Origin of the sequence: Streptomyces sp. NPDC096193 (assembly GCF_040302905.1) — a bacterium.
In the GTDB taxonomy this organism is placed as follows: domain Bacteria; phylum Actinomycetota; class Actinomycetes; order Streptomycetales; family Streptomycetaceae; genus Streptomyces.
Genome location: NZ_JBEOSJ010000010.1, coordinates 115,610 through 142,203, shown reverse-complemented (window position 1 = coordinate 142,203; position 26,594 = coordinate 115,610). Strand labels below are relative to the sequence as shown.

The 26,594-nt window shown below is 69.4% G+C and carries 25 protein-coding genes; 4 read left to right on the top strand and 21 right to left on the bottom strand.

Features of this window, described 5'->3' with window-relative positions; translation table 11 throughout:
• Positions 1 to 9: 9 nt before the first annotated feature.
• The 11 genes from ABTX78_RS17180 to ABTX78_RS17130 form a co-directional block, all read right to left on the bottom strand.
• Complete coding sequence (locus ABTX78_RS17180) at positions 10 to 2,838, bottom strand: DEAD/DEAH box helicase (protein ID WP_352207601.1); 2,829 nt, start codon at positions 2,836 to 2,838, stop codon at positions 10 to 12.
• 172 nt (positions 2,839 to 3,010) lie between these two features.
• Positions 3,011 to 3,979, bottom strand: coding sequence for a twin-arginine translocase subunit TatC (gene tatC / locus ABTX78_RS17175; protein ID WP_352207600.1), 969 nt, complete (start codon positions 3,977 to 3,979; stop codon positions 3,011 to 3,013).
• A 61-nt stretch (positions 3,980 to 4,040) separates the two neighbouring features.
• Complete coding sequence (gene tatA, locus ABTX78_RS17170) at positions 4,041 to 4,334, bottom strand: Sec-independent protein translocase subunit TatA (RefSeq protein WP_352207599.1); 294 nt, start codon at positions 4,332 to 4,334, stop codon at positions 4,041 to 4,043.
• A gap of 220 nt (positions 4,335 to 4,554) precedes the next feature.
• Positions 4,555 to 4,752 (bottom strand): hypothetical protein, encoded by a 198-nt coding sequence (locus ABTX78_RS17165; RefSeq protein ID WP_352207598.1) that lies wholly within the window; start codon positions 4,750 to 4,752, stop codon positions 4,555 to 4,557.
• A gap of 9 nt (positions 4,753 to 4,761) precedes the next feature.
• Positions 4,762 to 5,025: a hypothetical protein gene (locus ABTX78_RS17160; RefSeq protein WP_352207597.1), complete on the bottom strand. Its 264-nt coding sequence runs from the start codon at positions 5,023 to 5,025 to the stop codon at positions 4,762 to 4,764.
• A 15-nt stretch (positions 5,026 to 5,040) separates the two neighbouring features.
• Positions 5,041 to 5,997: a helix-turn-helix transcriptional regulator gene (locus ABTX78_RS17155; protein ID WP_327685105.1), complete on the bottom strand. Its 957-nt coding sequence runs from the start codon at positions 5,995 to 5,997 to the stop codon at positions 5,041 to 5,043.
• A gap of 15 nt (positions 5,998 to 6,012) precedes the next feature.
• Positions 6,013 to 6,969, bottom strand: a complete 957-nt coding sequence (locus ABTX78_RS17150) for a helix-turn-helix transcriptional regulator (protein ID WP_340472200.1) — start codon at positions 6,967 to 6,969, stop codon at positions 6,013 to 6,015.
• A 127-nt stretch (positions 6,970 to 7,096) separates the two neighbouring features.
• Positions 7,097 to 7,471, bottom strand: coding sequence for an FKBP-type peptidyl-prolyl cis-trans isomerase (locus ABTX78_RS17145; RefSeq protein ID WP_352207596.1), 375 nt, complete (start codon positions 7,469 to 7,471; stop codon positions 7,097 to 7,099).
• A 43-nt stretch (positions 7,472 to 7,514) separates the two neighbouring features.
• Entirely contained in the window at positions 7,515 to 8,456 is a 942-nt protein-coding gene (locus ABTX78_RS17140) for an FKBP-type peptidyl-prolyl cis-trans isomerase (RefSeq protein WP_352207595.1), read from the bottom strand.
• A 109-nt stretch (positions 8,457 to 8,565) separates the two neighbouring features.
• The gene (gene pafA / locus ABTX78_RS17135) at positions 8,566 to 9,927 is read right to left on the bottom strand and encodes a Pup--protein ligase (protein ID WP_313947324.1); all 1,362 of its coding nucleotides are present in this window, start codon (positions 9,925 to 9,927) and stop codon (positions 8,566 to 8,568) included.
• 9 nt (positions 9,928 to 9,936) lie between these two features.
• A complete protein-coding gene (locus tag ABTX78_RS17130; protein ID WP_352207594.1) occupies positions 9,937 to 11,205 on the bottom strand; it encodes an MFS transporter in 1,269 nt (422 codons plus the stop codon).
• 149 nt (positions 11,206 to 11,354) lie between these two features.
• Between ABTX78_RS17130 and ABTX78_RS17125 the strand changes: the two genes are divergently transcribed.
• Positions 11,355 to 12,560 (top strand): LacI family DNA-binding transcriptional regulator, encoded by a 1,206-nt coding sequence (locus ABTX78_RS17125; RefSeq protein ID WP_352207593.1) that lies wholly within the window; start codon positions 11,355 to 11,357, stop codon positions 12,558 to 12,560.
• A gap of 120 nt (positions 12,561 to 12,680) precedes the next feature.
• On the opposite strand, the gene prcA is transcribed toward ABTX78_RS17125, so the two are convergent.
• From prcA to arc, 6 genes are all read right to left on the bottom strand, one after another.
• Entirely contained in the window at positions 12,681 to 13,445 is a 765-nt protein-coding gene (gene prcA / locus ABTX78_RS17120) for a proteasome subunit alpha (protein WP_352207592.1), read from the bottom strand.
• Between the two features lie 62 nt (positions 13,446 to 13,507).
• Positions 13,508 to 14,353, bottom strand: coding sequence for a proteasome subunit beta (gene prcB, locus ABTX78_RS17115; RefSeq protein WP_352207591.1), 846 nt, complete (start codon positions 14,351 to 14,353; stop codon positions 13,508 to 13,510).
• Complete coding sequence (locus tag ABTX78_RS17110) at positions 14,305 to 14,898, bottom strand: endonuclease VII domain-containing protein (RefSeq protein ID WP_352207590.1); 594 nt, start codon at positions 14,896 to 14,898, stop codon at positions 14,305 to 14,307. The genes prcB and ABTX78_RS17110 overlap by 49 nt, the downstream gene beginning before the upstream one ends.
• A gap of 6 nt (positions 14,899 to 14,904) precedes the next feature.
• The gene (locus ABTX78_RS17105; protein WP_352207589.1) at positions 14,905 to 15,123 is read right to left on the bottom strand and encodes a ubiquitin-like protein Pup; all 219 of its coding nucleotides are present in this window, start codon (positions 15,121 to 15,123) and stop codon (positions 14,905 to 14,907) included.
• Between the two features lie 120 nt (positions 15,124 to 15,243).
• On the bottom strand, positions 15,244 to 16,755 hold the full coding sequence (gene dop, locus ABTX78_RS17100; protein ID WP_340472207.1) for a depupylase/deamidase Dop: 1,512 nt from the start codon (positions 16,753 to 16,755) through the stop codon (positions 15,244 to 15,246).
• A gap of 261 nt (positions 16,756 to 17,016) precedes the next feature.
• Positions 17,017 to 18,783, bottom strand: coding sequence for a proteasome ATPase (arc, locus tag ABTX78_RS17095; protein WP_340472208.1), 1,767 nt, complete (start codon positions 18,781 to 18,783; stop codon positions 17,017 to 17,019).
• A gap of 253 nt (positions 18,784 to 19,036) precedes the next feature.
• Between arc and ABTX78_RS17090 the strand changes: the two genes are divergently transcribed.
• Entirely contained in the window at positions 19,037 to 19,348 is a 312-nt protein-coding gene (locus ABTX78_RS17090; RefSeq protein ID WP_313947318.1) for a ferredoxin, read from the top strand.
• Positions 19,349 to 19,394: 46 nt separating this feature from the next.
• Here ABTX78_RS17090 and ABTX78_RS17085 read toward each other — a convergent pair whose 3' ends face one another.
• From ABTX78_RS17085 to ABTX78_RS17075, 3 genes are all read right to left on the bottom strand, one after another.
• Entirely contained in the window at positions 19,395 to 19,973 is a 579-nt protein-coding gene (locus tag ABTX78_RS17085; protein WP_352207588.1) for a hypothetical protein, read from the bottom strand.
• A gap of 251 nt (positions 19,974 to 20,224) precedes the next feature.
• Positions 20,225 to 21,112 (bottom strand): tRNA (adenine-N1)-methyltransferase, encoded by an 888-nt coding sequence (locus ABTX78_RS17080; protein WP_142216178.1) that lies wholly within the window; start codon positions 21,110 to 21,112, stop codon positions 20,225 to 20,227.
• Positions 21,113 to 21,468: 356 nt separating this feature from the next.
• Positions 21,469 to 22,716: a site-2 protease family protein gene (locus ABTX78_RS17075; protein ID WP_352207587.1), complete on the bottom strand. Its 1,248-nt coding sequence runs from the start codon at positions 22,714 to 22,716 to the stop codon at positions 21,469 to 21,471.
• Positions 22,717 to 22,831: 115 nt separating this feature from the next.
• On the opposite strand from ABTX78_RS17075, the gene ABTX78_RS17070 reads away from it, so the two are divergent.
• On the top strand, positions 22,832 to 23,716 hold the full coding sequence (locus ABTX78_RS17070) for a RecB family exonuclease (protein WP_352207586.1): 885 nt from the start codon (positions 22,832 to 22,834) through the stop codon (positions 23,714 to 23,716).
• Positions 23,717 to 23,726: 10 nt separating this feature from the next.
• The gene (locus ABTX78_RS17065) at positions 23,727 to 24,398 is read left to right on the top strand and encodes a response regulator (RefSeq protein ID WP_352207585.1); all 672 of its coding nucleotides are present in this window, start codon (positions 23,727 to 23,729) and stop codon (positions 24,396 to 24,398) included.
• A gap of 106 nt (positions 24,399 to 24,504) precedes the next feature.
• Here the strand turns inward: ABTX78_RS17065 and ABTX78_RS17060 are convergent, their stop codons facing one another.
• On the bottom strand, positions 24,505 to 26,106 hold the full coding sequence (locus tag ABTX78_RS17060; RefSeq protein ID WP_352207584.1) for an ABC transporter substrate-binding protein: 1,602 nt from the start codon (positions 26,104 to 26,106) through the stop codon (positions 24,505 to 24,507).
• Between the last annotated feature and the right edge of the window lie 488 nt (positions 26,107 to 26,594).

Sequence of the window (26,594 nt, the reverse complement as noted above, 5' to 3'; positions counted from 1 at the left end):
CACGCCCGGTCAGCCCACCGAGCTGTACGCCACAACCCCCCGCAGCAACCCGTCCACCGCCTTGCGTGCGTTCTTCGAAACCGTGCTGTCTTCCCTCGGTGCCGCCGCCGCGATCTGACCCAGTACGTCGATCACCTGCTTCGTCCACCGCACGAAGTCACCCGCCGGCATGTCCGCCTCGCGCAGCACCTCGTCCAGGCTCTTGCCCGACGCCCACTGGTACGCGGCCCATGCGAAGCCCAGGTCCGGTTCCCGCTGGCCCACGCCCTCCGCCTGGTTGATCTTGAAGTCCTCTTCGAGCGCGTCGAGTCGGCCCCAGATGTGCACCATCTCACCGAGCGCGTCCTTCGCCTTGCCCGCCGGGACCTTCGGGGCCACCGCGTCGTCCGACTGGCGGGCCTCGTAGACCAACGCCGAGACGCACGCGGCCAGTTCGGCCGGGTCGAGCCCTTCCCACACCCCGTCGCGCAGGCACTCGCTCGCCAGCAGGTCGAGCTCGCCGTAGAGCCGGGCCAGGCGTTTGCCGTGTTCGGTGACCTCGTCGTTGCGCAGATAGTCCAGCTCGGTCAGCAGCGCCACGATGCGGTCGAAGGTTCGGGCGATGGTGTTCGTCCGCCCCTCGATACGGCGCTCCAGCTGGCGCGTGTCCCGCTGGAGCCGGTGGTAGCGCTCGGCCCAGCGCGCATGGTCCTCGCGCTCGTCGCAGCCGTGGCACGGGTGCGCGCGCAACTCCGAACGCAGCCGGGCGATGTCCCGGTCGTCCGCCGCGGCCGCTCGCTGCTTGCGGTGCCGGTCTGGGACGATGTGGCCCGCCTTGGTGCGCAGCGCGGATGCCAGGTCGCGCCGCGACTGCGGCGAGCGCGCGTTGAACGATTTCGGGATACGCATCCGCTCCAGCGGCTCCACCGGCACCGGGAAGTCCATCGACGCCAGCCGCTTCACCTGCCGCTCCGCGGTCAGCACCAACGGCCGCGGGCCGTCGTGCTGTTCGAACCCGCGGTGACCGTTCGTCCGCCCGGCCGGGATTCCGGGGTCGAGCACCAGCGCCAGACCGGCGAACTTGCCCGTCGGCACATGGATGACGTCGCCGGGCTTCAGCTTCTCCAGCGAGGTCGCCGCCGCGGCCCGCCGCTGCGCCGCGCCCTGCTTGGCCAGCTCGGTCTCGCGGTCCTTGAGTTCACGGCGCAGCCGCGCGTACTCCTCGAAGTCGCCGAGATGGCAGGTCATGCCCGCGCGGTAGCCCTCCAGGCCCTCTTCGTTCTTCTGGACCTGACGCGAGATGCCGACGACGGACCGGTCCGCCTGGAACTGCGCGAACGATGTCTCCAGCAGCTCGCGCGAGCGGTGCCGCCCGAACTGCTGCACCAGATTGACCGCCATGTTGTACGACGGCCTGAAGCTGGAGCGCAGGGGGTAGGTCCGCGTACCGGCGAGACCGGCGAGCGCGGCCGGGTCCATGCCGCGCTGCCACAGCACCACGGCGTGGCCCTCGACATCGATACCGCGCCGCCCCGCGCGCCCCGTCAACTGCGTGTACTCACCGGGCGTGATGTCCGCGTGCTGCTCGCCGTTCCACTTGACGAGCTTCTCCAACACCACGGAACGCGCGGGCATGTTGATGCCGAGCGCCAGCGTCTCCGTGGCGAACACGGCCTTGACCAGGCCGCGGACGAAGAGTTCCTCGACGACTTCCTTGAAGGTCGGCAGCATGCCGGCGTGGTGCGCGGCGACGCCCCGCTCCAGGCCCTCCAGCCACTCGTAGTAGCCGAGGACGTGCAGATCCTCCGTGGGGATCGACCCGGTCCGCTCCTCGACGATCTCGCGCACCCTCACCCGCGCCTCGTCGTCGTTCAACCGCAGCCCCGCGTACAGGCATTGCTGTACGGCGGCCTCGCAGGCGGCCCGGCTGAAGATGAAGGTGATCGCGGGCAACAGACCTTCCTGGTCGAGCCGGTCGATGACCTCGGGACGCCCGGGCGTCCAGATGCGGCTGCGCTGACGGCGCTCGCGCTCGCGGTCGGCCTCGCGCACCATCTTGCCGCGACGCCGGTCACGCGGGTTGTACGTGCGCTGGTTCTCCATCCGCGCCAGGCGCACCAGGTCGGGGTTGACCTCGCGCCGGCCGGTCCCCCGGCCGCCGTGGTCGCTCTCCTCCTCGAACAGGTCGTACATCCGCCTGCCGGCCATGACGTGCTGCCACAGCGGCACGGGCCGGTGCTCGGAGACGATCACCTCGGTGTCGCCACGGACGGTGTCCAGCCAGTCACCGAACTCCTCCGCGTTGGAGACGGTCGCGGAGAGCGACACCAGCGTCACCGACTCGGGGAGGTGGATGATCACTTCCTCCCAGACGGCGCCGCGGAAGCGGTCGGAGAGGTAGTGGACCTCGTCCATCACCACATAGCCGAGGCCGAGCAGCGACTGCGAGCCCGCGTACAGCATGTTGCGCAGCACCTCGGTGGTCATGACGACCACGGGTGCCTCGGAGTTGATGCTGTTGTCGCCGGTGAGCAGGCCGACCTTGTCGGCGCCGTAGCGCTTGGCCAGGTCGGCGTACTTCTGGTTGGACAGCGCCTTGATGGGCGTGGTGTAGAAGCATTTGCGGCCCTGCTGCAGGGCCAGGTGAACGGCGAACTCGCCGACGATGGTCTTGCCGGACCCGGTGGGTGCGGCGACGAGCACGCCCTTGCCCGCTTCCAGAGCCTGACAGGCTTCGATCTGGAACGGGTCCAGATCGAATTCGTACATCTCGCGGAAGGGGGCCAGCGCAGTGGCCTCCTCGGCGGCGCGGATGCGGGCGGCGGCGTAGCGCTCAGCGGGAGAGAGGTCCTCGGTCATCTTGTACACGAGCCTACCCGTCAGCTCTGACAGTCACCTCGATCTTTGTTTTCCGCCCCCTGGGACCCGGCCGGACGCGGCGAGGGGGCCCGTGGACGCAGTCCAGCCCCCGCCCGTGACGGCGAAGGGGCCGAACGGAGATTCCGTCCGGCCCCTTCGCACCTCCCGCGTCTCAGGTGACGTCGTCGTATCCGTTGAGCCGGTGCGAGCGTCCGCCGTCCGCCTCGCCCGTCGCCTGCTCCGGCAGGGCGCGCGTCGCCGAGACGGGCTCGATCTCGCCGATCTCCTCCGGCGTGAGGTCGAGCTCCGAGGCCTCGTCGGCACCGGGATTCTTGGCGTCCCGGATGGCCCGGCGGCGGTCGTTGACCAGCGAGATGCCGGTGGCGACGAAGTACAGCACGGTGATCGGCGCCGCCAGCGCGATCATCGTCAGCGGGTCGGTGCTGGGCGTGGCCAGGGCCGCGAAGACGGTGATGCCCATGATCATGCCGCGCCACCAGCCGAGCATCCGCCGTCCGGTGATGACCCCGCCGAGGTTGAGCAGGACCAGCAGCAGCGGCAGCTCAAAGGCGAGGCCGAAGACGATCACCATACGGGTCACGAGGTCGAGCAGATCGTCCAGCGGCAGCAGGTTGTCCACACCGAACGGCGTGAACTCGATCAGCACCTTCGCGGTGGTCGGCAGCACCTGGTAGGCGAAGTAGCCGCCGCCCAGGAAGAGGGGGAAGCCGGCGCCGACGAAGATCAGCGCGTACTTCTTCTCACTCTTGTGCAGGCCGGGCGCGAGGAAGGCCCACAGCTGGTAGAGCCAGATCGGTGAGGCGAGGACGACACCCGCCATCAGGGAGACCTTCAGCGCGAGGGTGAACGGCGTCAGCAGGCCATTGATGGTGATCTGCGCGCACGTCGTGTCCTCGGGCTTCCTCGCCAGCTCCGAGAAGGAGCTGGGGCAACCCACCGACTCCAGAACGGGCTTGGTGAAGAAGTTGATGATGTCGTTGTAGAAGAAGGCGGCGACGACCGTGATGGCCACGATCGCCAGGAGTCCCTTCGCGAGCCTGTTCCGAAGCTCACGCAGGTGTTCCACGAGGGGCATCCGCCCCTCGGGATCCCTCTCCTGCTTGCGGGCAGACTTGAGCAACCCACGTCCTCATCTCGTGCGGCAGGCCCTCACCGGTGACGGGGCCCTGGGCGGCTCTGTCTCAGCGCTGGGTGGTGTCCGTCGGCTCGGTCACGGGACGCGAGCTGCTCACGTCACCGGGAGCGGCCTTGATCGTGCGCGGGTTGGCCTGGTCCTGCGGCGTACCGGGCTGCGGCGGGTCGGCGGGCGCGGGCTGCTGACCGCCCTCCGACTTCATCGCCTTGGCCTCGCTCTTGAGGATGCGCGCGGACTTGCCCAGCGAACGGGCCATGTCCGGAAGCTTCTTGGCGCCGAACAGGAGGATGATGACGACGAGGATCAGGATGATCTCCGGAGCGCCGATCCGTCCGAACATAAGCGTGTACCTTCTCACCGAGGCGGCTGGGGTGGGGCTGGCCTGCTGGTCGGACAGGCGTCCGACCGCCGTGCTGTGTGAGCGATCGTAACCCGGGGGGGTAAACGCAGGGCAATGCCTGTGCATACTCGCCGTTGCGGCCCGTGCCTCGCCGTCTGGACCGCTGGGAGAAGCCTACCCCCGCGTCCCGCGGCCCCGAAGCCCCTCCCTCACCAGGCGTTCAGCGCAGGGTGTCGCCGGTGCGGGCCATCTCGGTGGCCGCCTTCTCCAGGTCCTCGGCGGCGCGGTTGATCCGCTCGGTGGTGCGGGCGACCTCGTGGCCGAGCCGCTGGGCCTCGACGAAGACCCGGATCGCGAGGACGCCGAGGACGGCGATTCCGAGGAAGCCGAGAGCGATGGCGAGCATGGGCCAGAACATGCGCAGAGCCTAGACGTTGCGGACGGTGGAGTGGAGCCGCAGCGTGCTCACGCCGCCACCGGTGAGGAGTTCGATGATCCGCTCCCCCGCCGGCTTGCGGACGGCGGTTCCGCATTCGGGGCAGGTGAAGGAGTAGAAGGTCGTACGGTGGCTGCCGCCGATCGCGAGCCGCAGGGCCCCTGCGGAGAGCTCGAAGCGCGCGCGGCAGTCGGGGCAGCCGGCCTTGAAGAGGACCGGAGCCATCGACGCAGCGAAACCGGATGTCACAGACATGTGGCGCGAATCTCCCTATTCCTGGCCGTCGTAGGCCGCGAGCGCCTCGCGTGCCGCCTGCCGCGCGCTGTCCGCGAGGTCCTGGGGCGCGACGATCCGGCCGTCCTGCCCGAGCCGCAGCGCCAGCCGGCGCAGCGAGGACGGTGACGGCGTACGCAGCGTGATCCGCAGACAACCGTCCGCGAGTTCCTCGGCACTGTCGTGCGGGTAGTACTCCGCCACCCAGCGGCCGCCGGGTCCCACCTCGATGACCACCTCGGGATCGTCGGCGGACGGCTGAACCAGCCCCTCGGAAAGATCCCGCAGTTCGATCTCGGGCGGCGCGGACGGGGCGTCGAGCAGTTTGATCTCGGCGACCCGGTCGAGTCGGAAGGTCCTGCGCGCCTCGGAGAGGCGGCACCAGGCCTCCATATACGTGTGGCCGACGGCGAACAGCCGGATCGGGTCGACCTCCCGCTCAGTGAGCTCGTCACGCGCGGGCGAGTAGTACCGCAGCCACAGCCGCCGGCGTTCCGAGATCGCCCGGTCCACCTCGGCGAAGACCCCGCCCTCGGACTCGAACGTCACGGACAGCCGGGAACTCGCCCCGGCCACCTCGCCCGCGGCCGCCTCCAGCTTGGCGGTGGCACGGATCAGGGCCTCGCGGTCGCCCTCGCGCAGCCCCGGCAGCATGGCCACGGCGCGCGCGGCCACCAGCAGGGCGGTCGCCTCGTCGGCGGCCAGCCGCAGCGGCTCGGCGACGTCGTCGGGGTTGTGCCACCAGATGCGGTCGCCGTCGGTGTCGATGTCGAGGAGGTCACCGCCGCGGAAGCTCGTGCCGCACATCGGGAGCACGTCGAGGTCGGAGATCAGCTCGTCCTCGGTGATCCCGAAGGCGCGGGCGACGTCCCCGACGCGGGCGCCGGGGCGCTCGCGCAGATAGGTCACCAGCGAGAGCATCCGTCTGGTCTGGTCGATGGCGTTGGCGGCCATGGTCGTACGTCCCCCTCAGCCCTTAGCCACGGCGCGCAGCCGCTCCACCACGTCGGCCCGCAGATCCGCGGGCTCCAGGACGACGACATCCGGGCCGAACTCCACCAGCCAGGCATCCAGACCGTGTCCGTACGGAATCTCCAACTCTTCCCAGCCGTCTCCCAGCTCCCGTACCGACGCGGCCCTGGCGCGCAGCGGGTAGCCGCAGCCGGTGCGCAGCCGGATCCGGGCGGTGCGGGTCGCCGTCTCCCCCGCCCAGCTCTCCACCGTCTCGCGGACGGTGACGACGTCGGGGACCGGCGCGGTGAAGGAGCCGGCGCGCGAGCGGACCTTGCCGGTGATGCGGGAGAGCCGGAAGACGCGCTCGGCGGCCCGGTCGCGGTCCCAGCCGGCCAGGTACCAGTGGCCGCGCCAGCATTCGAGCGTCCAGGGTTCGACCTGGCGCTGCTCGGGGCGGGCGGCGTTCCCCTTGCGGTAGTCGAAGACGACGGGCCGGCGGTGGCGGCAGGCGAGCATCAGCGGCTCGAAGGCGGCTTCGTGCACCGGGATACGGGGCTCCAGCGCGCTGTGCTGGGCCTCGTAGGAGTCCTCGGCCTCGGGCATGCCTGCCGCGCGCAGCTTCTGGAGGGCGCCACTGGCCGCTCCGGCGAGCCTGGCCTGCTGCCAGACCTTGGCCGCGAGGCCGAGGGCGGCCGCTTCCTCGGCGTCGAGCGTGATGGCGGGCAGCCGGTTGCTGTCGCGGCGGGCGAGATAGCCGGTGTCACCGTCGAGGTTCTCGACCGTCTCGATGACCAGGCCGAGTTCGCGCAGATCGTCCTTGTCGCGCTCGAACATCCGGTTGAAGGAGTCGTCGGAGCCCGCTTCGAGGTAGGCCTCGATGGATCCGCGCAGTTCGCGCTTGCTGAGGGGGCGCCGGGTTCCGAGCAGGCACAGCGCCAGATTCATCAGCCGCTCCGCCTTGGCAATGGCCATCGACGCCCTGCACCTCTTCTGATCGAGTCACTTCCGCCCAGCGACGACCGTACCGCCCCGGGGTGTCGCGGCAAAGCCGAGGGCCCATGCCCCCCGGGGAGCATGGGCCCTTTTCGACCGCAGACGATCAGACGCCGACCAGGTCGCAGACGAAGATCAGCGTCTCGCCCGGGGCGATGACGCCGCCACCGGCGCCGCGGTCGCCGTACGCGAGGTGCGCGGGGATGGTCAGCTGGCGGCGGCCGCCGACCTTCATGCCCTGCACGCCCTGGTCCCAGCCGGAGATGACCTGACCGGCCCCGAGCTGGAATTGCAGCGGGGTGCCGCGGTTCCAGGAGGCGTCGAACTCCTCGCCGGTGGAGAAGGCCACACCCACGTAGTGGACCTTGACGGTGTCGCCCGCCTTGGCCACCGGGCCGTCGCCCTCCCAGATGTCCTTGATCTGCAGGTCGGCCGGCGGCTCGCCACCCGGGAAGTCGATCTCGGGCTTCTCGATGCTCACTGAACTGCTCCTCTAAATGATGAACGGGGCAACCCGGACAGTCTTACACCTTCGTCAGCAGGTCCACGGCGAACACCAGCGTGGAGTTCTTCGGGATGCCCTGCTGCTCCTTGGCGCCGAAGGCCTGGTCCGGCGGGATGACCAGCAGTACGCGGCTGCCGACCTTCTTGCCGACGAGACCGTCCTTGAGTCCCTTGAGGGTGACCTGTCCGAGCGGGAAGGTCTGGGTCTTGCCCGTGTCGTAGGTGCTGTCGAACTTCTTGCCGCCGGCCCACAGGAACGCCTGGTACTGGACGACGACGCTGTCCTTGTCGGTGAGCGCGGGTCCCGTGCCCTCGATGACGTAGTTCGAGACGAGCTTCTTCGGCGGGTCGGCCTGCTTCGGGAAGGTCACCGTGGGGGCCTTGCCGTCGGTGTTGGTGCCCACCTTCGGCAGGTCGGTGTTGTCCTGCGCGACCTCGGTGCCCTTGGCGGAGGTCGGGATGGTGGTCGCCTTCAGGATGTCGACGACGAAGACGAGCGTGGCGTTGGGCTTGATGTCACCCTGGCCCTGCGCTCCGTAGCCGAGCTCCGGCGGGATGCCCAGCTCGACACGGCTGCCGACCTTCTGGCCCTCCAGGCCCTGGTCCCAGCCCTTGATGACCTGGCCGGCGCCGAGGGTCAGATCGAACGGCTGCTTACGGTCGAAGCTGTTGTCGAAGGGCTTGGTGGAGTCCCACGACTGACCCAGGTAGTTGACCTGGATCGCGTCGCCCTTCTTGATCTCCTGACCCTTGCCCTCGCTGACGACATTGACCTTCAGCTCCTTGGGCGGATCCCCCTCGCCCTTGGCGAGAGTCGGCTTCTGCCCGAACTTCTCCCCCGCGGTGATCGCGGGCAGTCCGTTCTTCATCGAGGCGGAATCGGAGGCCTTGTCATCGCTGCCGCACGCCACTGACGACAACAGCAGCAGCGGTACGACAAGAAGGCCGGCAAGTCGGCGCACGTGTTCCTCAGATCTCAGACGGCACAGTAGGTCCCCGACACTCTAGGGCGTGCCGTGGGCCCCGTACGAGGAACGTACGGGGCCCGAGTCGCGTTCGGCCGACTTGCGGCTACATGCCCGCGATGAGTTTTTCCACCCGGTCGTCGACCGAACGGAACGGGTCCTTGCACAGTACGGTCCGCTGGGCCTGGTCGTTCAGCTTGAGGTGCACCCAGTCGACGGTGAAGTCCCGTCGCTGCTCCTGAGCCCGGCGGATGAAGTCGCCGCGCAGCCGCGCCCTGGTGGTCTGCGGGGGCACGGACTTGCCCTCGAAGATCTTCAGGTCGTTGCAGATCCGGGCCGCCTGGCCCTTCTTCTCCAGGAGGTAGTACAGCCCTCGCCTGCGATGGATGTCGTGGTAGGCGAGGTCTATCTGCGCGACACGCGGGTGCGACATGGTCATGTTGTGCTTGGCCCGGTACCGCTCGATGAGCTTGTACTTCATGACCCAGTCGATCTCGGTGCCGATACGGTCGAGGTCCTCGGCGTCGATCGCGTCCAGGGTGCGGCCCCAGAGCTCCAGGACCTGCTCGACGGTGCCGGTGCGGATGCCGCGGCGGTCGACGAAGTCCACGGCCTTCTCGTAGTACTCCCGCTGGACCTCGAGGGCCGAGGCCTCGCGTCCGCTGGCGAGGCGCACCTTGCGCTGGCCGGTGATGTCGTGGCTGACCTCGCGGATCGCCCGGATCGGGTTCTCCAGGGTCAGGTCGCGCATCACGGTGCCGGCCTCGATCATGCGCAGCACGAGGTCGGTGGCGCCGACCTTGAGCAGCATGGTCGTCTCGGACATGTTGGAGTCACCGACGATGACGTGCAGCCGGCGGTAGCGCTCGGCGTCCGCGTGCGGTTCGTCCCGGGTGTTGATGATCGGGCGGGACCGGGTGGTCGCGGAGCTGACACCCTCCCAGATGTGCTCGGCGCGCTGGCTGACGCAGTAGACCGCGCCCCGCGGGGTCTGGAGTACCTTGCCCGCGCCGCACAGCAGCTGACGGGTGACCAGGAACGGGATGAGGATGTCCGCGAGCCGGGAGAACTCTCCGTGGCGCGCGACGAGATAGTTCTCGTGGCATCCGTAGGAGTTTCCCGCCGAGTCGGTGTTGTTCTTGAACAGATAGACGTCGCCCGCGATTCCCTCCTCGTGCAGGCGGCGTTCGGCGTCGACGAGCAGGCCTTCGAGAATGCGCTCGCCTGCCTTGTCGTGGGTGACCAGTTCCGTCACGTTGTCGCATTCCGGTGTCGCGTATTCCGGATGCGAACCCACGTCGAGGTAGAGGCGGGCGCCGTTCCGCAGGAAGACATTGCTGCTGCGGCCCCATGAGACAACACGGCGGAAGAGGTAGCGCGCCACTTCGTCAGGTGACAGTCGGCGCTGTCCCCTGAACGTGCACGTGACGCCGTACTCGTTCTCCAGCCCGAAAATGCGGCGGTCCATGTCTGAACATTACGCCTCACGGCCTGAGCTGAAACCGGGTTCGGCGGCACCGTTTCGATCATTTTCCGATGAGCGCGCCATCTCCTTGGTACGCCCGGGAACTGCGAGGACCCGCTGAGTGGTCATCAGAACCAGAAGTGCGGCTGTTCCGGCCGCCCCGGCCACGGCGAAGCTCCACGCCGTGCCGCCGATCTCGACGGCCGGGCCCGCGACCGCGGTGCCGGCGGCCGCGCCCACGCCGAACGTGGTCACCAGCCAGGAGAACGCCTCGGTGACGGTGCCGGTCGGCGCGTGCCGGTCGACGACGATGAAGGCGCACGCGATCGCCGGGGCCAGGAAGACACCCGCGAGGGCGCACAGAGCGGTCATGCCGACGACACCGGGGGTGAGCACGAGCGGCAGGTAGCCGAGCGCGAGCAGAGCGATGATGACCCGCAGCCGGCGCTCGGGGGCCCCGGTCCACTGGCGCGCGCCGTAGGCGGTGCCGCCGATCAGCGCGCCGAGGCCGAGCGCGGCCATGAGCCAGCCGTACACCGACTCCTGGCCGTGGTCGTCGGCGTAGGCGACTCCGGCGACCGTGATGGAGCCGAGAGCGAGGCCGACGAAGAAGAACGCCCCGAGCAGCGCCAGCAGCCCGGGAGAGCGCAGAGCACCCAGCCAGTGGGCCTCACGGGGTGCGGAGCGCCAGGCGCGGGAGGGTTCCGACAGGACGACCGAGAGGGCGCCGAGAACGCCGATGAGGTTGATGACGAAGAGCCCGGCCCCGGCCGACCAGACGGCGACCAGCAGCGTGACCAGCAGCGGGCCGACGGTGAACATCACCTCCTGGGCCACGGCGTCCATGGCGTACGCCCGGTGTACGCGGTCCTCACGGCCCAGCACGCTCGGCCACAGGGCCCGCAGACCGCCTTCGAGCGGCGGGGTGAAGAGGCCGGCGACGGCGACGGCCGCGTAGGCCAGCGGCAGGGAGCCGATCCCGGCGAGGGCCAGCAGGACCATGCCGAGGGCGGAGACCACGGCCGCCGGCAGCTGGACGCGCGGCTGGCCGTGCACGTCGACGGCCCGTCCGAGGAGCGGCTGGCCGACGGCGGTGGCGATGCCGTACACGGCGGCGAGCCCGCCGGCGAGGGTGTAGCTCCCGCCCTCGGCCCGGGTGAACAGCACGACGGCGACGGGGGCGGTGGCGTTCGGGAGCCGTCCCACAAGCGTCCCGGCCAGCAGCCGGGCGGCGTGCGGGGCTTTGAGTATGTCTGCGTAGCCCGTGGCTCCCGCGGCCATATTGCCGCTCCTCTCCTCTCGGCGAGTGCCGAGGTTTTACGTATAACGTACGGCGTCATGCCTACCATGTCGACAGTCCGCGGGTCTACCGCTCCGCCCCCGCGGACGGGCACGGACCCGGCGGACGAGCGGTGCGAGGACGGCGATCGATGTCAGAGGGACCCCACGGGCGCGGCCCTCGCCCCGGTTCGTCGCCGGCGGGCGCGGCGGGCAGGAGGGCCGCACCCGCGGCGACCCCGGAGGCCGCGGGGGCGCGGGAGGCCGCACGGGCGACCGCCCGGACCCCGGCTCCCGAGGCGAGTGGCCGGCCCCCCGCTCCCGAGGCGGAGCCCGGCGGCGGAGCCCGGCCCACCAGCCGGGACGTGGCCCGCGTCGCCGGGGTCTCGCAGGCCACCGTGTCGCTCGTGCTCGGGGACAAGTGGCGGGGCCGGGTCTCCGAGCGGACCGCCGCCGCGGTGCGGGACGTGGCCCGGGAGCTCGGGTACCGGCCCAATCTCGCCGCACGGAATCTCCGGCTCGGGCGGACCCGGACCGCGCTGCTCGTCGTGCCCGCACTCACCAACGAGTTCTTCGCCCGGGTCTACACCGGCGCCGCCCGCGTGGCCGCCGAGCACGGCTTCGGCGTGGTCCTCTACCCCTCCCCCGACGGCGTCGGCCCCGCCAGGGACCCCTTCGCGTCCGCCCGCGCCGCCCTGGACGGCGTGATCGCCTCCTCCATGGCAGCCGAAGCCCTCACCGAGATCCGCGGCACGGACCTCCCGCTGGTCATGCTGGACAGCGACCCGTCGGACCCGGGGGCGGCGGCCCATGTGAACCTGGACATCGCCGACGGCATGAGGCAGGTGACGGACCATCTGTTGACGCTCGGTCACCGTCGCTTCGTCCACCTCGCCTCAGCCGTGTCGTCCTGGACGTTCGACGTGCGGGCAGCGGCCCTTGCGCAGGCGCTGGGTGCCGTTCCCGACGCGGTCTGCACCACGGTGCCGGCGCCGCTCGACGTCGGCGGTGCCCGTCGGGCGGCGGAAACGGCCCTCACCGGCCCCGGGCCTCGCCCGACCGCGCTGATCTGCGACGACGACGTCCTGGCCGCCGGAGCCTGCAAGGCCGTACGGCGGCTGGGGCTGCGGGTGCCCGAGGACGTCTCGGTCACCGGCTTCGACGACCTCGCCCTCGCCACCGCCGTGGAGCCGGAGCTCACCACGGTCCGGCTGCCCGCGGAACGGGTCGGCGAGCGCGGTATGTCCGCCCTCCTCGCCGTCCTCACCGGACGCCAGCCCGAGGAGGGCGGGCTGCCGGTCGAACTCGTCACCCGCGGCTCCACCGCGCGCTCCACCGACGCCCCCTCACCCGGCTGAGCCGAGCGGCCGGAGAGCCGGCACGCGAAGACGTTACACAGCCCGCGCAAGGCTGCGCCCCGGTCCGCACGGGCGGTCCGGGGCGCAGTCGGTCGTGGTGCCGTCTCGGAGGCCGGCGGGCTACTCCTCGCCGTCCTCCGTGGACTCCTCGTCGGACGGTGCGTCGGTCGGGGTGGAGGCGGCGCCGTCCGCCTCCAGCAGCCGGGCCAGCTGCCGGCCGACGATGCGCTTGAACTTCCGCTGCTGCGGCCGTGTGCGGTCCAGGACCGCCACTTCGAGGCGCTCCGCCGGGATCTCCCGGTCGTTGCCGTTGGTCTGGTTGGACAGGGCCTGTACGGCCAGCTTCAGCGCCTCCGCCAGGGACATACCCTCGCGGTGCCGCTGGTCGAGATAGGTGCTGATCTGCTCGGAGTTGCCGCCGACCGCGACCGAGCCGTGCTCGTCCACGATCGATCCGTCGTGCGGCAGCCGGTAGATCTGGTCGCCGTCCGCGGTGGCGCCCACCTCGGCGACGACCAGCTCCACCTCGTAGGGCTTCTCGGCCGCGCTGGAGAAGATGGTGCCCAGTGTCTGGGCGTAGACGTTGGCCAGCCCGCGGGCCGTCACATCGTCTCGGTCGTAGGTGTATCCGCGCAGGTCGGCGTAGCGCACACCGCCGATGCGGAGGTTCTCGTACTCGTTGTACTTGCCGGCGGCGGCGAAGCCGATCCGGTCGTAGATCTCGCTGAACTTGTGCAGCGCGCGGGACGGGTTCTCACCGACGAAGACGATGCCGTCGGTGTACTGCAGCACAACGAGGCTGCGACCACGGGCGATGCCCTTGCGGGCGTATTCCGCCCGGTCGGCCATGGCCTGCTGGGGTGAGACATAGAACGGCGTCGACACCGGCTATCCGTCCCTTTCTGTCATGGGCGTGAAGGCACTGCCCTGCGGTGGCTGGGCGAGCATCAGAGCAGCGCAGCGCGCGGGCCGTCGGGCTGCTCGAGACGGCGCTCCAGGATCGCGCGGGCGATCTCGGCGGACTCGTCGTCCCCGAGCCTGCGGAAGCCCTCGTCCGTGATGATGGTGACGATGGGGTAGATCCGCCGGGCCACATCGGGTCCGCCGGTCGCCGAGTCGTCGTCCGCCGCGTCGTACAGCGCCTGGATGACCAGGGTGGTGGCCTGCTGCTCCGTCAGGTCGTCGCGGTAGAGCTTCTTCATCGCCCCGCGGGCGAAGATGGAGCCCGAGCCGGTGGCGGCGAAGCCGTGCTCCTCGGAGCGGCCGCCGGTGACGTCGTAGGAGAAGATGCGGCCCTTCTCGCGGTCCACGTCGTACCCCGCGAAGAGCGGGACCACGGCGAGGCCCTGCATGGCCATGCCGAGGTTGCTGCGGATCATGGTGGAGAGCCGGTTGGCCTTGCCCTCCAGGGAGAGCTGGGCGCCCTCCACCTTCTCGAAGTGCTCGAGCTCCAGCTGGAAGAGCTTGACCATCTCCACCGCGAGGCCGGCGGTGCCGGCGATGCCCACGGCCGAGTACTCGTCGGCCGGGAAGACCTTCTCGATGTCGCGCTGCGCGATCATGTTGCCCATCGTGGCCCGCCGGTCACCGGCGAGCACCACACCGCCGGGGAACGTCGTCGCGACGATGGTCGTGCCGTGCGGTGCCTCGATCGCGCCCTGCAGCGGCGGCAGGGTGCGCTTCCCGGGCAGCATCTCCGGGGAGTGCGAGCCCAGGAAGTCCATGAACGAGGAGGACCCGGGCGTCAGGAAGGCAGCTGGTAGACGCCCGGTGCTACGAGTGTTGGCTTCCACGCGTTTCCTTCCACGTATGCGGCAGCACGCCTTATCACGTCCGGCCGATCCTTGAACTGCCCCAGCGCGGCGTTGCAGCTGAAGCACAGTACGCCTCGGACCCTACCCGTCTCGTGGCAGTGATCCACATGCTCGGCGGGAGCAGCCAGACAGATGCAGCACACGCCATGCTGGTCAGTGATCAATTCGTCCAGCTCGGCTGGAGTAAGGCCGTATTTGCGCTTGAAGTAGCTGACACGGTTCCGCTCAGCTCGACAACTGCGGCAGTAACTGGCCCATCCATCCGCCGACGTCCGGTTGCGCTCCCACTGACTGTGAGACTTCGTCACACCACACTGAGGGCAACGCTTATGTCCCCTCGGCACCGGGATCTTGACTCGAACCGTCTTCCCCTGAGCCTCCTGGCGCTGCCGGTAGTACTCAGCAGAGCACTCCCGGCAATACGCCTGGAGACCATCAAGAGCCGCCCTGTTGCCGGCGAAGGCACGTCGCGGTAGAGAACGACGGCATCGTGGGCAATCCTTCCCGGTATCCAGTTCGGACATTCAGGCCTATTCCCCGCCCTTTTGAACGAATGACCTCACGAAATCCTCGGCGTTCTCTTCGAGCACATCATCGATTTCGTCGAGAACCGAATCGACGTCGTCCGACAGCTTCTCCTGCCGTTCCTTGAGGTCTTCCGCCGCCTGCCCGTCCTGCGCCTGCTCCTCGACCTCCTCGGTGGAACGCGTGGCCTTCTGCTGTCCGCCGCCGGTGTCCTTGGTCGCCATACACCTCACCCCGCTCGGTTCGACGCTCTTGATCAGACCCTACAAGCAGGGTCCGACATCGGCCCCGCACTTTGCTCAACGTCCGGGGACCACCTCGATGATTCCCGTACGCGACCCATTTCAGCCCCCGGAAAGGACCCGGACCAGGTCTTCCGCGGTGCGGCACCGGTCCAGCAGCTCCTTGACGTGGTTGCGTGTACCCCGCAGCGGTTCCAGGGTGGGCACCCGTTGCAGAGAGTCACGGCCGGGGAGGTCGAAGATGACCGAGTCCCAGGAGGCCGCGGCGACGTCGTCCGCGTACTGCTCCAGGCAGCGACCGCGGAAATAGGCCCGGGTGTCCTCAGGCGGCTTCGTCCCGGCCCGTACGACGTCCTGCTCGTCGAGGAGCCGCTTCATCTTCCCGCGGGCCGCCAGACGGTTGTAGAGGCCCTTGTCGGGCCGTACGTCGGCGTACTGGAGGTCCACCAGGTGGAGCCGGGCCGCGTCCCAGCCCAGGCTGTCCCGTCGGCGGTAGCCCTCCATGAGCTCCTTCTTGGCGACCCAGTCCAGCTCGCCGGACAGGCTCATCGGGTCGTTCTCCAGCCGGTTGAGGGTGTCCTCCCAGCGGATCAGGACATCCTTGGTCTGCTCGTCGGCATCGGCCCCGAAGCGCTCCTCCACGTACTTCCGGGCCAGCTCGAAGTACTCCATCTGGAGTTGTACTGCGGTGAGTGTCCGGCCGCTGCGCAGCGTGACCAGGCGCTTGAGCGTCGGGTCGTGCGAGACCTGGTGCAGCGTGCGGACCGGTTGCTCGACCGCCAGGTCGACAGCGATGAAGCCGTCCTCGATCATGGAGAGCACCAGGGCCGTGGTGCCCAGCTTCAGATACGTCGAGATCTCCGACAGGTTCGCGTCGCCGATGATCACGTGCAGGCGGCGGTACTTCTCGGCGTCGGAGTGGGGCTCGTCGCGGGTGTTGATGATGGGCCGCTTCAGCGTGGTCTCCAGGCCGACCTCGACCTCGAAGTAGTCCGCGCGCTGGCTGATCTGAAAGCCGTGCTCGTGGCCGTCCTGGCCGATGCCGACCCGGCCCGCGCCGGTCACGACCTGGCGCGAGACGAAGAACGGCGTCAGGTGCCGCACGATGTCCGAGAACGGGGTCTCCCGCTTCATCAGGTAGTTCTCGTGCGTCCCGTAGGAGGCGCCCTTGTTGTCGGTGTTGTTCTTGTACAGGTGGATCGGCTGGGCGCCGGGGAGCTGGGCCGCACGCTCGGCGGCCTCGGCCATGATCCGCTCGCCGGCCTTGTCCCACAGGACGGCATCACGCGGATTGGTGATCTCGGGCGAGCTGTACTCGGGGTGCGCGTGGTCGACGTACAGCCGTGCACCGTTCGTGAGGATCACATTGGCCAGGCCGATGTCCTCGTCCGTGAGCTGGCTGGAGTCGGCGGCCTCGCGGGCGAGGTCGAAGCCCCGGGCGTCCCGCAGCGGATTCTCCTCCTCGAAGTCCCAGCGGGCGCGCCGCGCCCTGTGCATCGCCGCCGCGTAGGCGTTGACGATCTGGGACGAGGTGAGCATGGCATTGGCGTTCGGGTGGCCCGGAACGGAGATGCCGTACTCCGTCTCGATGCCCATTACTCGCCGTACGGTCATGCGGCCCTCCTTGCCCGGCGGCGCTCCCCTCCGGGAACGGCGCTCAAGTACCGCTGTGGCTCCGGTGCGTGTGCGGTGCCCGTCCCCGCACTGCGCGACTCGGCGGTACCGACGAGCCTAGAACGCCTCTGCGCTGGTGGGGAGATCAATTTCGTCATTGCTCCGGTGTGGCCGAACCTGTCGCGAAAGCAACCGGCTGCGGATGCCCGTCCCCCCTGCCTTCGGCGGGGGGACCTCCAGCATCCGCAGCCGGTCTGCCTTCTACAGGTACTGGCCGGTGTTCGCCACCGTGTCGATGGAACGTCCGGTGTCCGCGCCCTGCTTTCCGGTGACGAGGGTGCGGATGAAGACGATCCGCTCGCCCTTCTTGCCGGAGATCCGGGCCCAGTCGTCCGGGTTGGTGGTGTTCGGCAGGTCCTCGTTCTCCTTGAACTCGTCCACGCATGCCTGGAGGAGGTGGGAGACCCGAAGGCCCTTCTGGTTCTGGTCGAGGAAGGCCTTGATGGCCATCTTCTTGGCCCGGTCGACGATGTTCTGGATCATCGCGCCGGAGTTGAAGTCCTTGAAGTACAGGACTTCCTTGTCGCCGTTGGCGTACGTGACCTCGAGGAAGCGGTTCTCCTCGGTCTCCGCGTACATCTGCTCGACGACCGACTGGATCATCGCGTGCGCCGCGGCGTCCTTGGACCCGCTGTGCTCGGAGAGGTCGTCCGCGTGCAACGGCAGCGAGGACGTGAGGTACTTCGCGAAGATGTCCTTCGCGGCCTCCGCGTCCGGACGCTCGATCTTGATCTTCACATCGAGGCGGCCGGGGCGCAGGATCGCGGGGTCGATCATGTCCTCGCGGTTGGAGGCGCCGATGACGATGACGTTCTCCAGGCCCTCCACACCGTCGATCTCGGCGAGCAGCTGCGGGACGATGGTGTTCTCCACGTCCGAGCTGACACCGGAGCCACGGGTGCGGAAGAGGGACTCCATCTCGTCGAAGAAGACGATGACGGGGGTGCCCTCGCTGGCCTTCTCACGGGCACGCTGGAAGACGAGGCGGATGTGCCGCTCGGTCTCGCCCACGTACTTGTTGAGGAGCTCGGGGCCCTTGATGTTGAGGAAGTAGCTCTTCCCCGCGGGCTGGCCGGTCACCTCGGCGACCTTCTTGGCAAGGGAGTTGGCGACGGCCTTGGCGATCAGCGTCTTGCCGCAGCCGGGCGGACCGTAGAGCAGGATGCCCTTCGGCGGCCGCAGTTCGTGCTCCTTGAAGAGGTCCGGATAGAGGTACGGGAGCTCGACCGCGTCGCGGATCATCTCGATCTGGCCGCCCAGACCGCCGATCTTCTCGTAGTCGACGTCCGGGACCTCTTCGAGGACCAGCTCTTCGACCTCGCTCTTGGGAACCACTTCGTAGACGTAGCCGGAGCGGGGTTCGAGCAGCAGGGCGTCACCGGCGCGGATGGTGATGTCCAGCAGCGGCTCGGCGAGCCGCACCACCCGTTCCTCGTCGGTGTGCCCGACCACCAGGGCACGCTCGCCGTCCTCGAGGATCTCCTTGAGGGTGACGATGTCCCCGGCGCGCTCGAACTCCATGGCCTCGACCACGTTGAGCGCTTCGTTGAGCATGACTTCCTGGCCGCGCCGGAGCTCGTCGAGCTCGACGCTGGGGCTGACGTTCACCCGGAGCTTGCGGCCCCCGGTGAAGATGTCGCACGTGCCGTCCTCGATGGCCTGCAGGAAGACACCGAAGCCGGCCGGCGGCTGCGCGAGCCGGTCGACCTCCTCCTTGAGGGCCACGATCTGGTCGCGGGCCTCACGGAGCGTGTTGGCGAGCCGCTCGTTCTGAGCGGACACGCCGGCCAGGTTCGTCTGCAACTCGACGATCCGCTCTTCGAGAATCCTCGTATGACGCGGAGAGTCGGCGAGCTTGCGGCGCAGGACGGCGATTTCCTGCTCGAGATAGGCAACCTGGCCGGCGGGGTCCTCAGACCCTCGTCCGGGCCGGATGCCGCGGTTGATGTCGTCGTCGTGGGCTGCCACGGTCCTCACCTCCTCCAAGGGGAGCTGGACGCTTCCTGACCCTACCTGGGCGGGTGGTGATTGAAACCCCTAGATCACAAAGACGGTAGGGGCGTGTCCGATCTTCACCCTTGCGCTCTCCCTCACGCCAGGTGAATACCCACCCATCAACATCGGAAAGCGGCCGGAGGTATCGTCGAACTGTTCAACACCCGTCAGGGCTGGCGCGACTTGCTTCACTTTGCTACACCCGACGAAGGAAACGGCAGGAGAAATGACCGTGCAGCACGAGGCTCCGCCCGAAGGCACCGCAGACGCCCTGGAGGTCTGGATCGACCAGGACCTCTGCACCGGGGACGGGATCTGCGCGCAGTACGCGCCGGAGGTCTTCGAGCTCGACATCGACGGGCTCGCCTATGTGAAGAGCGGGGACGACGAACTGCTGCAGAACCCGGGCGCCACAACCCCCGTACCGCTGCCGCTGCTGAACGATGTCGTGGACTCCGCCAAGGAATGCCCGGGCGACTGCATCCATGTACGCCGCGTTTCGGACAGGGTCGAGGTCTACGGCCCCGACGCACCGTGACGGATCATCCACCGGCTGCTCGGCGACGGACACTCAGCGTGCCGGATCACACACCCGCTGCCGGATTCTGCGCGAAGCGAACGAACTTACCGCCCTGCCACTGCCACTTGACCTTCTCCTGCACGTCGGGGCAGCAGCTCGGCACGTCCGGCGAGGAGTAGCCGAGCAGGGTGGCCGTGATCGCCCCGTCACGCACGGCGAAGTCCCCCACGCTGAGCTTCTGCGCGGGCTCCACGAGCGTGGCCACCACCCGGGGGCCCGCGCCCCTGGCCCCGGCCAGGACGTAGACACCGCTCGGCGGGGTGCCGGAGCCCGCGTCGCAGCGGGCCGCCACCACGGTCTCGGGATTGCCGTCGCCGTCCAGGTCACCGGAGGCGCGCGCGGTCACCAGGGGCTGCACGGAGCCGCATTGCAGCGGGAGCTCGACCGCGGCCGGATCGGGCGCCGGAGCGGCGGCCACTGCGGTGCCCGAGCTCGTCCCGGGCCCCGGCTGCGAGGCGGTCGCCGCCCTCGGCTGGAGAAGTCCGGCGGCCGCGACGACCGCGGCCATCGCGGTCGCGGTGGCCAGCCAGTGCACCGGCCGGGCATGGGTGTGCGCGAGGTCCGGGACCGCGGAGGTCTGCACGCGTGAAGTCTCCTGTGACTGCGGAGCCGGCCAGGGGTCGGCGGCGGGAGAGGGAGGTCTGCATCGTGCCATACGTCACAGTGGCGCGGAACAGCGGGGTCGTGCCGCGCAGGTCGAGAAATCGTGCGGGAACGGGGGCGGCAACGCGAAGACGCCGCCGCCGAGTTCCCGAATGCGATCGGGAACTCGGCGACGGCGTCCTGACGTTGTACGGGAACCGGCACTCCGTGAGTGCCCGGCCGGCCGGAGCCTCAGCCCTTGTTGGGACCCTCGTAGTCCTCGCCGTACGCGCCCTTGGCGGGCCGGCGGCGGCGCATCGGGGGCTCGACACCGTCGGCCAGGCGGCGCGCGGTGACCAGGAAGCCGGTGTGGCCGATCATCCGGTGGTCCGGGCGGACGGCCAGACCCTCGACGTGCCAGTTGCGGATCATGGACTCCCAGGGCTGCGGCTCGGCGAAGCACCCGATCTCGCGGATGGACTCCACCGTCCGCGCGAGCTGCGTGGTGGTCGCCACGTAGCAACACAGGATGCCGCCCGGGACGAGCGCCTTGGAGACGGCCTCCAAGCACTCCCAGGGGGCGAGCATGTCCAGGATGACGCGGTCGACGTCGGCGTCGGTCAGATTGTCCTGGAGGTCGCCCACGGTGAGCTGCCAGGCGGGGTGCGGACCACCGAAGTAGCGCTCCACGTTCTGCTGGGCGATCTCGGCGAAGTCCTCGCGGCGCTCGTAGGAGTGCAGCATGCCGTGGTCGCCGATGGCGCGCAGCAGGAAGGCGCTGAGCGAGCCGGAGCCCACCCCGGCCTCGACGACGCGCGCGCCGGCGAAGATGTCGGCGAAGGCCAGGATCTGCCCCGCGTCCTTGGGGTAGACCACGGCGGCGCCGCGGGGCATGGACAGGACGTAGTCGGGGAGCAGGGGGCGCAGCGCGAGGTAGGCGACGTTTCCCGTGGTACGGACAACACTGCCCTCAGGAGCGCCGATCAGCTCGTCGTGCGGGAAGGACCCCTTGTGGGTGTGGAAGTTCTTCCCGGCTTCGAGCGTGAACGTGTAGTGGCGTCCCTTGGGGTCGGTGAGCTGGACCTGGTCCCCGACCTTGAAGGGCCCGCGTCGGCGGGCGGCACCGGTCGGTTCGGACATGTGACCAGCCTACCGGCCCCGACGGCGCCCGGGGACCACGGCGGGGGCGGGCTGCCGGGCCGTCGCCGCATGATCGACAGGTCCCCTGGGAGCACTGACGGACCCCGGGGGTGGCCGGACCGAGTCCGTCGCGCGAGGGGCCGGGTCCAGGGACTTCGCGTGGCTCGGTCCGGCAGGATCCACACGCCTTGAGGGCCGGGCCGTCCGTCGTCCCCGGTGGATCACCGCGCGGCACCGGACGCGGTGCATCGCGAGGCGGAGGGTCGTCCTCGCACCGGGCGTGTTCGGGCGATCCGACAACGCAGCGAGGTGCCGTAGCTGTCGTCGTGCGCCCGCCGGGGATGACGGGACAGCCCTCAGCCCTGGGGGCGGGCCATCGCGGCGACGAAGGCGCGCTCCACGTCCGCCGTGGACAGGACGCCGTAGATCTCGCCGCTCCTCTCCACCACCAGGTACTCGGTGGCGGGGGTCGCGCGCAGGCGGTCCAGGAGTGCCTCGCCGGCCAGTTCGGCGGGGACCCGCATGCCCTCCGTGAGGTCCTGCGCCAGTCCGCTGACCGCGACCCAGGGCCGGCGGTGCTCGGGGACGCCCACGATCGCGGCCTCCCGCACCAGGCCGGTCGGGTCGCCGTGACCGTCCACGACCACCAGGGCGCGGGCACCGGCCTCGTTGGCCCGGCGCAGCGCCTCGGAGAGCGGAGTGGTGGACTCCACCGGCACGGCCCGCCTGGTCAGGGTGCGCGCCTCCAGCTCCGGCAGGTGCTCTCGCAGCCGCGCCATGCGCAGGCTGTTGCCGGCACCGGTCCAGATGATCGCCGCGAGGATCGCCGCCAGGAGGGCGTCGGTGACGGTCTCCATGCCGCCGATGTCCTCGGTGGCATTGCCGAGGGCGCCGGTGTGGGTCAGCAGGGGGAGGCCGATGAGGACGGCGACGGCCAGCGCCCGGCCGACCCAGGCGGCCGCGATGGTGCCGGTCATCGGCTTGCCGGTGATCTTCCAGACGACGGCCCGCAGCATCCGCCCGCCGTCCAGCGGCAGTCCGGGCAGCAGATTGAAAGCGGCGACGATCAGGTTGGAGACCATCAGCCCGGCGAGCAGGACGCCGGGGACCGTGCCCGGGTCGACGGCGAGCATGCCCAGGTAGAAGACGGCCGCCAGGACCAGGGAGAGCAGCGGTCCGACGAAGGCGAGGATGAACTCCCGGCCCGGCGTCTCCGATTCCTTCTCGATCTCCGACACCCCGCCGAAGAACTGGAGCTGGATCCGGCGCACCGGCAGCTTGAACCGCAGTGCCGCGACGGTGTGCGCCAGTTCGTGCACGAGCACGGAGGCGTAGAAAGCGACCGCGAAGAAGAGCGAGACCAGATAGCGGAAGCCGCCGAGCTCGGGCAGCACGCGGTCGAGCTGGCCGCCGAACACCCAGGTGATGAGGGCGGCCACGATGAACCAGCTGGGCGCGACGTAGACCGGCACACCAAAGGGACGGCCCATCAGGATTCCGCCGCCCGGGCCGTCGGAGCGCTTCCGCTTCCCGCCACCGGGTCCGGCTCCCCCGCCGTCCGTCCGGGCGCGGCCGCGCTCGCCGCCCGTGTCGTCCTCGTTCACGTGTTCCCTTCGTCGCGGGATTGCCGATGCATCGTTCGTTCGATCATGCAGTGCTCAGGGTCTGAGGTCGATGGTATTGCGCTCGCTGTCAGTGGCGGGTCGTAGGGTCTGCGTCATGAGTACGAGTCAGGAGCCGATGCCGGCCCGGCAGCCCGCGTCGCTGTCGCCCTCGCGGGCGAGCGACTTCATGCAGTGTCCCCTGCTGTACCGGTTCCGGGTGATCGACAGGCTGCCCGAGAAGCCGAGCGAGGCGGCCACGCGGGGCACCCTGGTCCACGCGGTCCTGGAGCGGCTTTTCGACGCACCCGCCGCGGAGCGCACCGCTCCGCACGCGAAGGCCCTGATCCCGGGCCAGTGGGACCGGCTCCTGGAGAACCGGCCGGAGCTCAGCGAGCTGTTCGACGCGGATGAGGGCGGCGAGCAGCTGTCGCGCTGGCTGGGCGAGGCCGAGGCGCTGGTGGAGCGGTGGTTCTCGCTGGAGGACCCGACGCGGCTGGAGCCTGCCGAGCGGGAGATGTTCGTCGAGACCGAGTTGGATTCGGGGCTGCGGCTGCGCGGTGTCATCGACCGCGTGGACGTCGCGCCCACCGGCGAGGTGCGGATCGTGGACTACAAGACGGGCAAGGCCCCGCGCCCGGAGTACAGCGAGGGCGCGCTGTTCCAGATGAAGTTCTACGCCCTGGTGATCTGGCGGCTGAAGCAGGTGGTCCCCCGCCGGCTCCAGCTGGTGTACCTCGGCAGTGGTGACGTCCTCACCTACGACCCGGTCCCGGCGGATCTGGAGCGCATGGAGCGCAAGCTGCTGGCGCTGTGGGAGGCGATCAGGCTGGCGACGGAGACGGGCGACTGGCGGCCGCGGCCGACGAAGCTGTGCGGCTGGTGCGACCACCAGGCGGTGTGTCCGGAATTCGGCGGCACTCCCCCGGTATATCCGCTGAGCATTTCCCCGGCCGTCTCGCCGGAGGATGGTCAGGGCAGAATGGGCCCGGACCGAATGTAGAGGAGTTCCCGTGGCTATCCGCGTCCTGCTGGTCGACGACCAGCCGCTGCTGCGTACCGGTTTCCGGATGATCCTGGAGGCCGAGCAGGACATCGCGGTCGTCGGCGAGGCCGGGGACGGTCTTCAGGCGCTCGACCAGGTGCGGGCGCTTCAGCCCGATGTCGTCCTGATGGACATCCGGATGCCCCGGATGGACGGGGTCGAGGCGACCCGGCAGGTCACCGGCCCCGGGCGGGACGGCCCGGCGAAGGTGCTCGTGCTGACCACCTTCGACCTCGACGAGTACGTGGTGGAGGCGCTGCGGGCCGGCGCCAGCGGCTTCCTGCTGAAGGACGCGCCCGCCAATGAGCTGGTGCAGGCGATCCGGGTGGTCGCGGCGGGCGAGGCGATGCTGGCGCCGAGCATCACCCGCAGGCTTCTCGACAAGTACGCGGACCATCTCCCCTCCGGCGAGGAGGCCGTGCCGGACACCCTGCACACGCTGACCGAGCGCGAGGTGGAGGTCCTCAAGCTGGTCGCGCGGGGCCTGTCCAACGCGGAGATCGCGGCAGACCTGTTCGTGAGCGAGACCACGGTCAAGACGCATGTGGGCCATGTGCTCACCAAGCTGAGCCTGCGCGACCGGGTGCAGGCCGCGGTCTATGCGTACGAGAGCGGTCTGGTGCGGCCCGGGGCGCAGTAGGGCGCGCACCGCGGTCGAGACGCGTACCCGACCGGGCGGGGCAGGACATGCGAAAGGCGGCGGGCAGATGCCCGCCGCCTTTCGTTTCCACCGGATACCGCGGGGGTCAGGAGCCGCTGCCCCGGCCGAGCTCCCAGAGCTGCATGTCGGAGCTGGCGTTGAGCAGGCTCTCCACACCGGTCACGCCGGTGCGGGCGGCGACGTACTGCTTGCCCTGCCACAGCGGCAGCACGGGCACGTCGTCGGCGACGATGTCCTGGATCTTGTCGAAGGCGGTGGAGGCGGCGGTGCGGTCGGCCTCGCGGCGCGACTGCGGGATGAGGCTGCGGGCCACGGTGCTCACGTACGGGCTGTTGAGGAAGTTGCCCTTGTCGAGGAACGGCGCGATGTAGTTGTCCGGGTCCGGGAAGTCGGGGAACCAGCCGAGGCCGTAGACGGGGTAGTCACCGCGCTTCTGGGCGGGGCGGAACTTGCTCCACTCGGTGCCCTCGATGCTGACCGAGAACAGCTTGCTGCCGTTCAGCTGGTCACGGAGGACCTCGAACTCCTTGGCGGTGCCCGCACCGTAGTGGTCGGTCGTGTAGTGGAGCTTGAGCTTCACCGGGGTCTTGATGCCGGCCTCGTCCAGGATCTCGGAGGCCTTCGCACGGCTCGGCTCGCCGTACTTGTTGTAGAACGAGTTGGTGTGCGCGCCGATGCTCTTCGGGATGAGCGAGTAGAGCGGCTCGGCGGTGGCGCCGTAGACCTGGCCGGCGATCTGGCCGCGGTCGACGACGGCGGCCATGGCCTGGCGGACCGCCTTGTCCTTCACCGACGGATCGTTGGTGTTGAAGGCGAGGTAGCGGATGGAGAGCCCGGGCATCTCGGTGAGCTCGATGCCCTCCTTCGGGCTGTCCGTCATCTCCTTGATCTGGTCCGGGGCCATCTCGCGGGTCATCACGTCGATGTCGCCGGCTTCCAGGGCCTTGCCCATCGCCTCGGCATCGGGGAACAGCCGCAGCTCGACCTTGTCGTTGTGCAGCTTGATGTCGCCCTTGTACGACTCGTTCTTGCTGAAGACGACCTTGGTGATCTTGTCACCCTCGGTCTCGGTCTTCATCGTGTACGGCCCGGAACCGTCGACCTGGAAGCCCTCGCGAAGCTTCTTGGCCTCGTAGTTCTTCTTGCTGATGATCGCCGCGGCCGGCGTGGAGAGCTTGAACGGGAAGGTCGCGTCCGGCGTCGCCAGGTGGAAGACGATCTCGTCGTCACCGTTGGTCTCGATGGTGTCGATGTTGTCCAGCAGGGCCGCGGTGCCGTTGTCGGTGTCGATCTCGAGCACACGCTGGATGGAGAACTTCACGTCCTCGGCGGTGACGTCGGTGCCGTCGGCGAACGTGAGGCCGTCGCGCAGCTTGCAGCGGTAGCTCTCGCTCGCGTTGTCGGTGAAGGAACACGACTGGGCGGCGTCCGGCACGGGCTCGCCGCCGCCGCGCGGGGCGTGCATCAGCGTCTGGACGGTCTGGCGCAGCACGTTCCAGGCGCCGGTGTCGTAGGCGTAGGCCGGGTCGAGCGGGGCAGGAGCGTCCTCGGTGGCGATGAACTGGTCCGTGGTGCCGACGACGATGGCGTCGCCGCCACCGGAGCCGCCCTCCGTGCTGCCGCAGGCGACGAGCACGGGCGCGAGCAAGCCGGCCAAGGCCGGCAGCACCAAAGTCTTGCGGTTCATCCTGGACGTTCTCCCTCATCCGGCACTGGGATACAGCGGTGTGTACGGGAGACTCCGCCGCTGCCGCCCGGTCGGGGCGGTTTCGAACGGTCCGGGAAACAGGACGATCAGCCCTGTGTTCGCGGCGGTTGTGCGACCGCCGGGGCGCATCGGGGTTACGGCGAAGTTCTCGCGAAGAGATTAGTCGGCAACGCCACGAAAGCTTGACCGGGCCCGAGTTGGGCCGTATTCACTGCGTGATCGGTTATGCCTGTGAGTGGATGGTCACGCCACGGAATGTTTGGTACACCACTCCACCAATACGGACACAAGGGCACAGCCGGACCGGTGTCGCGGGGTTGTCAGGGGGTCCGGAACCGCCCGATCCAGGGCACGCACAGTGACAAACGTCACGTGGCGGACTCCATTGGGCCGCTCCGGAAAAGAACCGGAGCGATCACCGAAAACCCCGCCCTCCGCCGCTCGGAGTTTCCTCTGCATTCAGGAAA